12 protein-coding genes are annotated in these 12002 nt (G+C 71.5%); 3 read left to right on the top strand and 9 right to left on the bottom strand.

Going from position 1 to position 12002, the window contains the following annotated elements:
* Window positions 1-30 precede the first annotated feature (30 nt).
* The 8 genes from ACZ4EG_RS15770 to ACZ4EG_RS15735 form a co-directional block, all read right to left on the bottom strand.
* The gene (locus ACZ4EG_RS15770) at window positions 31-207 is read right to left on the bottom strand and encodes a hypothetical protein (protein ID WP_363297178.1); all 177 of its coding nucleotides are present in this window, start codon (window positions 205-207) and stop codon (window positions 31-33) included.
* A 164-nt stretch (window positions 208-371) separates the two neighbouring features.
* On the bottom strand, window positions 372-1538 hold the full coding sequence (locus tag ACZ4EG_RS15765) for a cytochrome P450 family protein (protein ID WP_467791005.1): 1167 nt from the start codon (window positions 1536-1538) through the stop codon (window positions 372-374).
* 21 nt (window positions 1539-1559) lie between these two features.
* Window positions 1560-2912: an amidohydrolase gene (locus ACZ4EG_RS15760; protein WP_467791004.1), complete on the bottom strand. Its 1353-nt coding sequence runs from the start codon at window positions 2910-2912 to the stop codon at window positions 1560-1562.
* Between the two features lie 20 nt (window positions 2913-2932).
* Window positions 2933-4810: an FUSC family protein gene (locus ACZ4EG_RS15755; protein ID WP_467791003.1), complete on the bottom strand. Its 1878-nt coding sequence runs from the start codon at window positions 4808-4810 to the stop codon at window positions 2933-2935.
* A 578-nt stretch (window positions 4811-5388) separates the two neighbouring features.
* A complete protein-coding gene (locus tag ACZ4EG_RS15750; protein WP_263207540.1) occupies window positions 5389-6120 on the bottom strand; it encodes a DUF7873 family protein in 732 nt (243 codons plus the stop codon).
* Window positions 6121-6280: 160 nt separating this feature from the next.
* Window positions 6281-6463, bottom strand: coding sequence for a DUF397 domain-containing protein (locus ACZ4EG_RS15745; protein ID WP_453548218.1), 183 nt, complete (start codon window positions 6461-6463; stop codon window positions 6281-6283).
* Window positions 6460-6744 carry a Scr1 family TA system antitoxin-like transcriptional regulator gene (locus ACZ4EG_RS15740; RefSeq protein WP_467791002.1) on the bottom strand — a complete coding sequence of 95 codons (285 nt, stop codon included), beginning with the start codon at window positions 6742-6744 and terminating at the stop codon, window positions 6460-6462. The genes ACZ4EG_RS15745 and ACZ4EG_RS15740 overlap by 4 nt, the downstream gene beginning before the upstream one ends.
* Window positions 6745-6756: 12 nt before the next feature.
* Window positions 6757-8349, bottom strand: a complete 1593-nt coding sequence (locus tag ACZ4EG_RS15735; protein WP_467791001.1) for an NnrS multi-domain protein — start codon at window positions 8347-8349, stop codon at window positions 6757-6759.
* A 195-nt stretch (window positions 8350-8544) separates the two neighbouring features.
* On the opposite strand from ACZ4EG_RS15735, the gene ACZ4EG_RS15730 reads away from it, so the two are divergent.
* Genes ACZ4EG_RS15730 through ACZ4EG_RS15720 form a run of 3 tightly spaced genes read left to right on the top strand, consistent with a single transcriptional unit; the run spans window position 8545 to window position 10919 of the window.
* Window positions 8545-8958 (top strand): RidA family protein, encoded by a 414-nt coding sequence (locus ACZ4EG_RS15730; protein WP_453548208.1) that lies wholly within the window; start codon window positions 8545-8547, stop codon window positions 8956-8958.
* Window positions 8955-9413: a GNAT family N-acetyltransferase gene (locus ACZ4EG_RS15725; RefSeq protein ID WP_467791000.1), complete on the top strand. Its 459-nt coding sequence runs from the start codon at window positions 8955-8957 to the stop codon at window positions 9411-9413. Before ACZ4EG_RS15730 ends, ACZ4EG_RS15725 begins: the two co-directional genes overlap by 4 nt.
* A 9-nt stretch (window positions 9414-9422) precedes the next feature.
* Complete coding sequence (locus ACZ4EG_RS15720) at window positions 9423-10919, top strand: LamG domain-containing protein (RefSeq protein ID WP_467790999.1); 1497 nt, start codon at window positions 9423-9425, stop codon at window positions 10917-10919.
* Window positions 10920-10965: 46 nt separating this feature from the next.
* Here the strand turns inward: ACZ4EG_RS15720 and ACZ4EG_RS15715 are convergent, their stop codons facing one another.
* Window positions 10966-11718, bottom strand: coding sequence for a uracil-DNA glycosylase (locus ACZ4EG_RS15715; RefSeq protein WP_467790998.1), 753 nt, complete (start codon window positions 11716-11718; stop codon window positions 10966-10968).
* Window positions 11719-12002 lie beyond the last annotated feature (284 nt).

Raw genomic sequence — 12002 nt, 5'->3', positions numbered from 1 at the left:
CCGCTCTCGGGTCCGCGGTCTCGCCGCTCTCTAGTCCGCGGTCTCGCCGCCGCGGACGATCACCAGGAACGTGTCCGTCGCCAGGTCCATCACGACCTCGGCGGGCAGCCCCTCCAGGCGTCGCGCGTGAGCGAACTCCTCGGCGGGCCACGAGCCTCGCGGTCCGCCGGCGGGAAAGCGTTCGAGCACTGTTCGCCCGTTCACCATCCTGCACCTCCAGAAAGCGTCGTTCTTGTAGGAGTTAACGCTCCGGAAGGGAGAAACGCCTCGCCCGGTAACGTGACTGAGACCTACTTGACACCGGCTCAACGCGGACGGTGAGGATCCGTTGACTTTCCGGCATTGCGGACACCATCCGTGCCGGAGTCCTCTCAGTACGTCACCGGCAGCGCGAGCAGACCGCGGGCCCGCAGGGAGGGGCGCCACCGGATGTCCTCGTCGGCGAGGGCGAGGTCCGGGAACCGTTCCAGCAGGGCACCCACCGCGATCTCGGTCTCGGCGCGGGCCAGTGGGGCACCCAGGCAGTAGTGGATGCCCTGCCCGAGGGCGAGATGGCCGGAGGCGTCGCGGCCGAGGTCGAGGCGGTCGGGGTCCGGGAAGCGGGCGGGATCGCGGTTGGCGGCGGACAGCGACACCCATACCGTCTCGCCGGCCGGGACGGTGACACCTCCGATGGTCACGTCCTCGGTGGGAAAGCGCCTGATGCCGAACAGGGCGGGACCCTCGTAGCGGGCGAACTCCTCCACGGCGGCCGGGAGTTGCGCCGGCTCCTTGCGCAGCGCGGCGAGCTGCTCGGGGTGCCGCAGCAGGGCGAGCACCGCGTTGCCGATGAGCTGGACGGTGTTCTCGTACCCGGCGAAGAGGATGAGGAAGGCGAGCGACATCAGCTCGTCCTCGGTGAGCCGGTCGCCCTCGTCGCGGACGGCGATCAGGTCGGAGAGCAGGTCGTCGGCGGGTTCGGCGCGCTTGTCCGCGAGGAGCCGGGTGAGGTAGCCGAGCATGGCGACGACCGCTTCCCGGCCTGCCCCGGGCCGTGCCGGGTCGGGAGCGACCAGGGTGTCCGTCCAGACGCGGAAGTCCAGACGGTGCTCGTCCGGGATGCCGAGCAGGTCGCAGATGACGGTGATGGGCAGGGGCGCCGCATAGGCGGCGACCAGGTCGATGGTGCCGTGCGGCCCGAATCCGTCGAGGAGCCGGTCTGCGGTGTGCCGGATCGGCTCGCGCAGGTGCTCGACACGGCGCGGGGTGAAGGCCCGGGAGACCAGGCGGCGGATGCGGGTGTGGTCGGGCGGGTCCATGTTGAGGAGGTTGGCGTCCAGGGCGGGCGGCAGTGCGAACCCCTTATAGGTGCCCGCCGTGGCATGCGCCTTGTCCAGGGACAGCCGTGGGTCGCCAAGTGCCGCCCGGACGTCCTCGTAGCGGGTGACGAGCCAGGCGGGGGTGCCGTCCGGCCCGGTGATGCGGTGCACGGGCACGCTGTCGCGCAGTCGCGCGTAGACGTCGTAGGGGTGGTCGATGAGGCCGTCCGCAAGGTTCATGGGACCCACCCTAGGGAACCGTCAGGTGGAGTATTCCTGGATGCGCTTCCCGTGGCTCCGGTCGACGAGCGCCGGCAGCCGCTCCGTCAACTCCCTCACCACCGTGGGCACGTCGATGGTCAGCAGCTCGCGGTCGCGCATCAGGATCCGTCCGTCGACAACGGTGGTGCGGACGTCGGAGGAGCGTGCGCTGTGCACGAGGGTGGCGGCGAGGTCGTGGACGGGCTGGGTGTGCGGTCCGGTGAGGTCGACGAGGACGATGTCGGCCCGGCGGCCGGGCGCGAGGGCGCCGACGCGGCCGCCCAGGCCGACCGCTTGCGCGCTCTGGAGGGTTGCGTGGTGCAGGACTTGACGGGACGTCAGCCAACGCGGGTCGCCCTCGGCGAACTTCTGCGCCAGGGCCGTCAGGGTCATCGACTCCCACACGTCGAGAGAGTTGTTGGAGGCGGCGCCGTCCGTGGCGAGTCCGACCGGGACGCCGACGGAACGCAGCGCCCGTACCGGTGTGGTGGTGGGCCAGCCGAACCTGAGGTAGCCGCGGGGCGCGGTGGCCACCGCCGTACGGCCCCGCGTGCGCTCCAGCAGGGGCAGGTCACGTTCGACGATGCCGGTGCCGTGGGCGACGAGCAGGTCGGTGTCGAGGAGCCCGGTGCGGTCCAGGACCTCGATCGGGGTCATACCGTGCCGGGCGAGGCTGGCCTCGGTCTGGTCGCGGTTCTCGGCGGCGTGGATGTGGACGGGCAGGCCGTGGGCGCGGGCGAGTTCGGCGGTGGCGGTGAGGTCGTCGTCCGTGACGGTGTAGGGGGCGTGCGGGGCGAGGGCGGTGGTGATACGACCGTCCGCGCCGCCCCGGTGCCGCAGCGCGAACTCCAGCGACTTCTCCCTGCCTTCGGCTCCTTGGGAGGAGAAGTAGGCCTCCCCCAGATGGGCCCTGATCCCGCACTCGGCGACGACGGCGGCGACCGCGTCCATGGCGAAGTAGTGGTCGGCGAAGCAGGTGACGCCGCCCCGGATCATCTCGGCGCAGGCCAGCCGCGCGCCCAGCTCCACGTCCCGCTCGGTCAGGTTGGACTCGACGGGCCACACGACGTCGTTGAACCACTCCTCGGTCGGCAGATCCTCGGCCAGGCCGCGCAGGGCCACCATCGGAGCGTGCGTATGACAGTTGATCAGACCGGGCATCGCGACCTGGCCGCGGGCGTCCACGCGCTCGGCGGCGGGCAGGTCGCGTACGGCCGCGGAGCCGGTCACCGTGTCGATGACCCGGTCCCGTACCACGATCGCGGCGTCCTCCCGAAACCCGATCCGTTCTTGGTCGTCGTGCACCAGGGCGGTGCATCCGGTGATGATGAGGTCGGCGGGCGCGGGACTCATTGCGCCAACGTACGGCAGGGTCATCGGGTCGTGTGAGCCGAAGCGCGGATCCGCGGCGCCGCCGCCGGGAGCCCCAGCCGCTGCCACCCCCGCTCCAGCTCGGCCAGCAGCTCGTCGAGGCGCTCGGTGTGGTGCGGCGTGAGCCGTCCCGTGTCGTCGAGGTGCACGGCGCACGCCGTGGTCGTGTCGACCAGCCGTTCGAGAACGGCCGCGACGGCGTCCGTGCCCTCGGTGTGCCGGGCGAGGGCGGGCAGCTCGGCGGCGGCGAGGGCGATGGCCGTACGGGCCTCGGACAGGGTGCGGTAGGCCTCCCGCCGCAGGGCCCATCTCTCCGTCCGGTCGTCGGACTCGCCAAGGACGTGGTCGAGATAGACCCGCGCGGCACTCCCGGCGGCCGCCAGCCGCGCTCGCACGCCGCCGCCCCGCTCCCCCGGCATCGGCAGATGCCCGACGATCAGCACGATCGCGCAGGCCAGCAGCGTCTCGCCGATCCGGCCGACGGAGGCCTGCGGCTCCCCGCCGACCATGACCAGGGCGAGGACGAGCACGGTGACGACGGCGGTCACGGCGGCGAAGTGCCGGGTGGCGACGGGGATGAGCGCTCCGCTGACGGCCACCAGCGCGACCAGCCCCTCGGGCCGGGGCAGCACGGCGGCGAAGCCCGCGAAGACGAGGGCGCCGAGCACGGTCCCCGCCGCCCGGCACAGCACCCGGGACACGAGCGGCCCGAGGTCGGGCTTGACGAGGAAGACGGCGGTGACGGGGAGCCAGTACCAGTGCTGGTGCTGCCCGTACCAGCGGGCGTGGTGCAGGGCCTGGGCGATGGCTGCGGCGGCGCCGAAGCAGAGGGCGACGCGCAGGCCGTACTCGCGTCCGCCGGTGCCGAGCGCGGCCCGGACGAGGTCCCGCGCGCGGCGACGGCGGGTGAACACCCGGTGCTCCGCTCCCTCTGCCCGGTCGAAGGCCTCGGCGGCGCGCAGGAGAGCGTCGTCCAGGGCACGGAGGGCGGGAGCGGACCGGGAAGGTGCGGGCAGCGGACCGGTGCCACGGTTGCCCCGCACGGCGGCGGCGAGGCGCCGGGGCCCTTCCCCGGCCCGTTCACCGACGGCCTCCGCCGCCCAGGCCAGGGCGGTCGCGGCCTCGGCGAGGGGCAGCGCGGCGGCGTACTGCGCGTGCAGCCGGCGTTCGGCCGCGGAGCCGGCGTACCGCCGCAGCCGGGGCCCGGCGAGCGCGTCCTGCGCATGGTCCAGGGCGCCGGTGAGCGCGGCCCGCCGGGCGATGGCCGCCTCGGTCCCCACGGCATCCAGCAGTTCGGCGACGGCGTCGTACACCCCGGCGACGGCGTCCCGCTCCCCGTCGAACCGGTAGTCACCCGCGATCGCACCGGGCGTGGGCAGGGCCAGCCGCAGCGCGAGCAGCCAACCGGCCCCGGCGAGGAAGGCGAGGGCCCGCTGCCACCCCGGCTCGGGCAGCGGCATACCGGCTCCGACGGCGGAGGCGACGAGCAGCTGCGTACCGGCACCGGAGGCGACGGGCCCGACGGCGCTCATGCCGCCGGCGAGGAATCCGAGCCCGGTCAGGACGAGGGTCAGCGGCACGGCTCCGACGTGCTGTCCGGCGTACGTCCCGACGAGCAGCCCCGCGGCCCCGGCCAGCGCGGGCACCCCGAGCCACCGGACAGCCGCCCGTCGGCTGCCGGGCCGGTCGTTGACCCCGGCGAGCATGGCGGCGATGGCGGCGACGACGCCGAGGGAGGTGCGGTCGGTGAGGACGGCGACGAGCAGCAGCGGACCGGCGGCCAGCGCACCCCGGGTGACCGCGCTCCAGGGGACGGGCCCGCGCTGGGCGCGGAGGGCATGGGCCAGCCAGGGCGGCAGTGCGGGAACGGGGCGGGACACGGGGCTCCTGTCCGGACGAGGGCGGGGAGTGCCTTCGGGCGACGGTGGCCGAGTGGTGGGCTGCGGTGTCCACGGTAGATCGTGTTCCCGGAGCAAATGGGACGATCAGGTTGCCGGGGCGTGACGGATGCCCGGAGAGCCGAGTTCTTTATGAACGCAATGTCATGCTCGGGCCGGGCGAAGTTGGGTGGACCCGGGGGCGTAGCCTGCCCCCGGGCCCGGAATGGCCGCCCATCGTCGCACGCCGGCACGCTTGAGGACCCGGGTCAGTCGTTATGTCGCCGCGTCCTGCCTTTGGACCACCGCGCATCGAGCTGCGCGGGCAGGACTTGAACCTGCATTTCGACGTGCTGGGGCCCGGGCCCGGTCGATCCGGCGATCGGCGGCGAATGCTGAGTCTGGAGCGAGAGTCTGAGATTGATCGCGGTCTGCCTCTGCCATTTGGGCTACCGCGGCACGGGATGAATGCCGCGGGGAGGACTCGAACCTCCACTGGAACCGCTTCGTCACGACAAGCTTCAGCTTCAGCTTGCGCTCCTCGCGCACCCCGGTCTCAAGGGACCGGGGATTCTTGAAGGCTACCCGAACAGGTAGCCGAACACGGCGTCACCCACCCGCTGGTCGACGACGTCGGTGCCGTTCGCCTCTTCCCGGGCGAACTTCACGGCCTGCTGCAACTTCTCGACGCGGTCGAGGAGTTCGTTGACGCGCCGGGCGGGAAGGGCGCCGGAGAACTTCACGGTGGTCCAGTACCCGACGGGAATGTCCTCGTAGTACACCTCGACCTGAGCCGGGTGCTTCTCGGTGGCCTCGGCCTTGACGTGGTTCCTGGGCACCTTCTTGGTGCGCAGCGTCCGCACGGGCTCCGTCTTCCACGCGTCGGTGGACGGATCCTGCGCCCAGGACTCTGAGGCGTCGAGGACGGGCAGCTTCCGCACGAAGGTGTTGAGATCGACGAGCTGCTTCTCCAGGAACAGCAGATAGGCCACGGGCACGTCGGCGACGAGCACCCGCCCGTCCACCTTCACATCCGCCCGTGCCGTGCAGTTGGCCCAGTCCTTGGTGGCGGTTACATCGAAGAGCCGCGTCAGCGTCGCCGCGGTCTCGCGCAGCACGTCCTCGGCCTTCACCTGCACCCGAGTGGACTCGGGCGGCAACTGCTCGCCCTCCTCGTCCTTGGGCTGGTAGGTCCGCGAGATACCGGCCAGCAACGCGGGCTTCTGCAGGCCGTGGTGCGCGGACGTCAGGTCCTGGTGCGCCTTGGACTTGATGCCCTTCTCCACTGCGATGATCTGATTGAGTTTCGCCACGTCGGTGACGGTAGCAGCGGCAACTGCCCGACTTCGAAGGATTATTCGACGGCCGGGGGCAAGGCATCGGCGACCTGGTTCGACGCCAACGGCCGCCGGCCTCGCTGAGACACACGCGGGGCCCTCGACAAGCACATGCCTGCCGATGGCCCCGCCGCTTTCACAGCTCCACGAACTCCACGAATGCGGTCCACGCAGCAGGCTCCACGCTCAGAGCAGGATGACTCGTGTCCTTGGAGTCACGGACGTGAACCCTGCCGGGACGGACAGCGACCTCGACGCACTCTCCGCCGTTACCAGCGCTGTGACTGCTCTTGAACCAAGTCAGCTCGTCCCCGCTCATCTCTCTCCCAACAACTTCTCGATCAACGCGAGCGATTCTGCCGGAGTGAGCGCCTGCGCGCGAAGAGTCCCGTACGGGCGTTCAAGCTCCCGCACCTTCTCGCGCTCCGTGTGGACATGGCTATCGCCTTGTACCTCCGTGTACGCGATCCTGCGCAGAACCCGCACATCACCCCCGAATCGCAGAGCCGACGCCATTTGTGCACCGTTCCCGACCCGGATCTCGACGGCGAAGACGCGTCGGCTCGAAGCCCGGCAGCGACCGCCTCTCCAACTGAGCACGCGGAACGCGGTCTACGACCGCTCCCACCGCCGGGCCGGGAAGTCGCACGGCTTGCGCGGATTCTTCGTGGGAAGCAGGCGCAGTTGCGCGGTGGGCACCTTGAACGGCTCGGCGGCGTCCGCGTCCCACAGCACGACGTCGTCCCCGGAGACCCCGAACGACAGGTAGGGGCGTCCTGGACGGAGCTCCGCTCCCTGCACGTTCAGCTGTTTCCTGGCCACCGTCGGCTGCACGCAGATCCATTCGGGCCGTACACCGAAGTAGGGCGGTGCCGCCCGGTGCGCCTTGGCAGCCGCCTTCACCGCGTCGGCGGCCTGATATGAGGAGCCGACGGCCAGAGCCGCGACAATTCCGGCGACGAGGAGCTGTACCACGGCATACAGCGGAGGGTTCAGATACTCGGCCGGGCGGAGGAAGGTCGCGTGCACATGCTTCGCGATGCCCCAGCCGGCCGGCACCACCAGGGCCAGACTCAGGAAACTCAGCAGTTTGCCCGCCGCCGCCACCTGCCAGATCCCCGGCACGTGGAAGTCCTCCGGGTCGAGTCCCAACGCGTTCGCGTACAGGGCGTGCAGGACGGAACCGGAGGCCACGACGAAGGACACGAGCGCCGCGAACACCAGCGGAGCCGCCCAGGCCAGCCATTCCCCCCAGCTCCACTGACGCACCAGCAGCCAGACACCGACCGCCGTGGCCAGCAGGACGACGGAGGCAAGCACCTGGAGCGGTGTCAGAGGATCGGCCCCAGGAGGGAGCCAGCCGAAAACCGCCGCCAGAAGCAGAGCCGCCATGGTGAGGAGGCGCAGGGCTTCCCGCATCCGCCCGCCGGAAAGGTGGACCCGGACTGCCGCGCGCACACTGGCGGCGAAGCAGCCGACTGCCAGCGTTCCCCAGAACCACGCGCCATCAGCGGTGGCGAGGCGCGCGTACGCCACGCAAAGGGCCATCGCCAGCAGCCAGGCCAGCTGCTGATTCACCCAACGGTCCGCGGCCCGTTCACGTCTGCGGACGATACGGTCGTGGCCCGGCCCGTGCGCCGGACGTACATCGACATCGCTCCGGGGGGCGGCTCCCGTCGGCATGCCCATCCGGGCCAGCCGCCTGGCCTCCGAGGCCGTGCCGCTCACGAAGGTTCCGGTGTCGTATCGGCCCCGACGTTCGGTGAAACGCGCCTGGCGGACGGCCCAGCGCCGACGCAGTTCCGCGATGCGGTGCCGGGGTCCCGGCGGCGGGCGCAGGGGCAGACGGTGCGCCACGGAATGGACCCGCCACTCGGTGAACTGTTCCCGGTCCGGGTCCAGCAGGTCACAGCGCCTGACGTACATCTCGATCCGGGCGGCCTTCGCCAGCCGCTCCACCCGCCAGGCCGCTGCCCGCTCGGTTCTGCTGTTGCGCGCGCCGAACAGGCGCACTTCCACGCAGTACAGCCGCGTGTCCGGGTCCCCGGTGAGCACTCCCGCCGATATGTCCTCACCGCGTGCGAAGGAGGTGACGACCGGCCAACCGCGCTGGGCGAACTCGTTCTCGGCCGTCTCCCAGTCCCGTCGCCCCCCGCGCACCTCGACGAGTGCCAGTGCCCGCTGGTCGTACCGAACACGCACCACGTGCCTCCCCCATAGGCGTGTGCCGAACGTGGCGAGATGATCCCACGGCGACCGAGGTCCCCGATACGGTCGACTCCTCGGCCGCTTCCTCGATCCACTGCTCAACGGGTAGGCGGAGATCGAAAATTCGGATGCGGTCACCAGCCGGGCTGCGGATGATCGGTAGGTTGTCCTTCGTCCACGCCAGGAGCCCGCATGATCCGGCGCGTCACCGCATCCGGTCTGTTTCCGCCGCCCACCTACTCGCATGCGTCCATAGTCGAGGCCGGTACGAAGCTCGCGTTCCTCGCCGGGGCCGTGCCCCTCGATGCGCGGGGGGAGTTGGTCGGTGTGGGGGATCCCGTGCGGCAGGCCGAGCAGGTGATCGCGAATCTGGGTGAGCAACTGAAGGCCGTGGGCAGCGACTTGGCGCATGTCGTGACGACCGATGTGTACGTGGTGAGCAGTGACCCCTCGGTGCTCTCCGAGGTGTGGGAGGTGGTCGAGGCGTCGGGGCTGAGCGGCGGGCCGCACTCGTCGACCCTGCTCGGCGTGGCCTGCCTCGGGTACACCGGGCAGCTGGTGGAGATCACGGCCACTGCCGTCATCCCCGAGGAGGCGCGCTCATGAGCGGCGAACCCACGGTCCTTCTGCGCCGGGCGGCCGAGTCCGACGCCCTCGCCGCCGCCGATGTCTGGCTGCGCTCCTTCGCGGCCGCGCTGCCGACGGTCGGACGGCCGCGCACCGACGACGAGGTCCGCGCCTACTTCCGGGACGTGGTCGTGCCGTCGCGGGAGACCTGGGTGGCCGAGGCGGGCGGCGCGATGGTGGGCGTGATGGTGCTCGACGAGGGCCTGCTGTCCCAGCTGTATCTCGACCCGGGCTGGCGCGGGCGCGGCCTCGGCGACCGGTTCATGGCCGTCGCCAAGGAGCGCCGTCCGCGGGGCCTCACGCTGTGGACCTTCCAGGTCAACAAGCCCGCCCATCGCTTCTACGAACGGCACGGCTTCGTCGCCGCCGAGTTCACGGACGGCAGCGACAACGAGGAGCGGGAGCCGGATGTCCGGTATGTGTGGCGGCCCTGAGGAGAGACGATGGGGGAGACGATGATCAGCAGACGCGGGCTGTTGGGCGGAGCGGCGATGGTGGGTGCCGGTGCGATGACGGGAGTGGTGGCCGGTGCGGGCACGGCCGCGGCCGACGCGCCGTTGGACACCCCGTTCACCCCCGTCGCGACGCCGCATCTGGCAGAGGCCGAGCGGATGGTCCAGTACCAGCGGCTACTGGCGGCCGGGTATCTCTCGGAGGGCCTCGCCGGGCACTGGCCGCTGGACGGTTCCGCGGGCGACCGCAGCGGACGGGAACACCCCGTCACGCTCGGCCCGGGCGCGACCTGGACGACACTGCGGTCCGGCGGCGAGCTGAGCCTGGACGGCACCTCCGGTGCGTACGCGGCCACCGGCTCCGTCCTCGACACCACGGCCCCGTTCACGGTCTCGGCGTGGGTACGCCTGTCCGACGACCCCGCCGGTCCGGCCGATCTGACCAGCATGTACACCGCCGTCAGCCAGGACGGCGGCTCCGCCAGCCGCTTCCTGCTCCAGTACGACAACACGGCCGGGACATGGGCGTTCAAGGTGCGCAGCGAGGACCAGAGCACCAAGGTGTCCGCCGTCTCCACCACCCCGGTCACCAAGACCGGGGACTGGACGCATCTGACCGGCGTCTGGGACGGCACGCGCATCCATCTGTATGTGAACGGCACGCTGGAGGGCAGCGCCGACACCACGCTCGCGTGGGCCGCGACGCAGGGCTTCAACATCGGGCGGGCCCGCTGGGACGGCGCCTATGCGAACCGGTTCAAGGGCGCGGTGGACGACGTACGGGCGTACTCCCGCGCGCTCACCGCCGCTGAGATCGCCCTGGTCAGCGGCCGTACGGCCCGGGAGAACAACGTCTACCTGATCGGCTCCCCCGCGACCGTCGCCTGGGGCCGCTCCGACGACCTCACGAGCTGGGTGGCCCGCGCCCGCTGCTCGTCGTTCATGACCGCCGTCCTCAAGCACACCTACGGCTGGGCGAGCGACGCCTACTACCTGCAGTACTTCCAGGAGAAGGTCCCGGAGGCCGCCGACTACTGCTCGGCGTTCACCAACGGCACGGCGGGCCCCCGCTTCCAGCGCATCCGCAAGGTCACCGACCTGCGGCCGGGCGACCTGATCGCGATCGACTACAAGCCGGAGCCCGGCACCGACCCCGCGACCGTCAACACCGGGCACATCGTGATGGTCCGCGAGGTCAAGGGCGTCTACACCGGCAACTCGACCGTCAACAACGAGACGCAGTACGCCGTCGAGATCCTCGACTGCACATCGGATCCGCACGGGGTGTACGGCAAGGCCAGCTACGCCCCCTACCCCGACACCCGGATGGTCGACGACGTGACCAACCTCCAGGGCGTCGGCATGGGCCACATGATGGTCTACGCCGACAACGCCTCCGGCGAGTTCTCCCGCTACCGGTGGAGCGTCAACAGCGGCACGTCGTACACCCCCGACAAGCGACCGATCGCGGCGGCCCGCATCGTCTGAGGAGCCCAGGGAACAGCCTCATCGGCGAACGCACAAACGCACGGGCTCACCCGGCCTTCCGGGCCACCGGGTCACCGAGCCCCGCCGCGTCCGCCGCCGTGCGCAACACCTCCCGCAGCATCTCTGGTGTGAGCCGGCCGGTGAAGGTGTTGCGCTGGCTGACGTGGAAGCAGCCGAAGAGATCCAGCCCGTCCGGCCCGTCCTGCCCGTCCTGCCCGTCCTGCCCGTCGAGCCTCACGCGGGTGCCGTGGGCGAAGGCGGGCCGCGGGCGGGGCACGGTCCAGCCCGCCTCGGCGAACGCGGGCAGCGCGGCCTGCCAGCCGAAGGCGCCGAGCACGACGACGGCCCTGAGCGTCGACCGCAGCAGGTCCAGCTCCCGCACCAGCCAGTGCCGGCAGGTGTCGCGCTCCTGGGGGGTTGGCTTGTTGGCGGGCGGAGCGCAGTGCACGGGCGCGGTGACACGTACGCCGTACAGCTCCAGTCCGTCGTCGGCACTGACGGACGTGGGCTGCGAGGCCAGTCCGACGTCGTACAACGCCCGGTACAGCACATCCCCGGAGCGGTCGCCGGTGAACATGCGGCCGGTGCGGTTGCCGCCGTGTGCCGCCGGGGCGAGCCCGATGATCAGCAGCCGCGCACCGGGCGGGCCGAAGCCGGGCACCGGGCGGCCCCAGTAGGTCCAGTCGGCGAAGGCGGCGCGCTTGGTCCGCGCCACCTCCTCCCGCCAGGCGACCAGCCGCGGGCACGCCCGGCAGTCGGCAAGGCGCCGGTCGAGGTCGGGCAAGCCGCGGATGTCCATGCCACAACCGTATGCCTCCGCTCGAAAAACGCGTCCGGCTCACGACGCTCCTGGAGCTAAGGTCGAGGACATGGCTTTGCAGGATGCGGACGAGAGCAATGGCCGCGAGACCGGCGGGACCGGGACGCGGTCGGCAGGCCGCACGCCCGACACACGCCGGGTACGGGTGACCGAGCGACGCGGCTCGGCTGTGCCGAAGACGGGCGGCGACGGCGGCGACGGCGGCAACACTCGCCCGCGGGCCGACGGTGGAACCCGGACCGACGCGGTGGCCGGGACCCCCG

It is taken from the genome of Streptomyces sp. NPDC025638 (assembly GCF_055558775.1).
Note: the sequence above shows the minus strand (reverse complement) of the source record. Positions and strands in the feature narration are given on the sequence as shown.

Bases quoted from the DNA above. Each gene is read 5' to 3' on its own strand.
- ACZ4EG_RS15770 (WP_363297178.1), bottom strand. From the start codon at position 207: ATGGTGAACGGGCGAACAGTGCTCGAACGCTTTCCCGCCGGCGGACCG.
- ACZ4EG_RS15765 (WP_467791005.1), bottom strand. From the start codon at position 1,538: ATGAACCTTGCGGACGGCCTCATCGACCACCCCTACGACGTCTACGCG.
- ACZ4EG_RS15760 (WP_467791004.1), bottom strand. From the start codon at position 2,912: ATGAGTCCCGCGCCCGCCGACCTCATCATCACCGGATGCACCGCCCTG.
- ACZ4EG_RS15745 (WP_453548218.1), bottom strand. From the start codon at position 6,463: ATGAGCGGGGACGAGCTGACTTGGTTCAAGAGCAGTCACAGCGCTGGT.
- ACZ4EG_RS15730 (WP_453548208.1), top strand. From the start codon at position 8,545: ATGATCCGGCGCGTCACCGCATCCGGTCTGTTTCCGCCGCCCACCTAC.
- ACZ4EG_RS15725 (WP_467791000.1), top strand. From the start codon at position 8,955: ATGAGCGGCGAACCCACGGTCCTTCTGCGCCGGGCGGCCGAGTCCGAC.
- ACZ4EG_RS15720 (WP_467790999.1), top strand. From the start codon at position 9,423: ATGGGGGAGACGATGATCAGCAGACGCGGGCTGTTGGGCGGAGCGGCG.
- ACZ4EG_RS15715 (WP_467790998.1), bottom strand. From the start codon at position 11,718: ATGGACATCCGCGGCTTGCCCGACCTCGACCGGCGCCTTGCCGACTGC.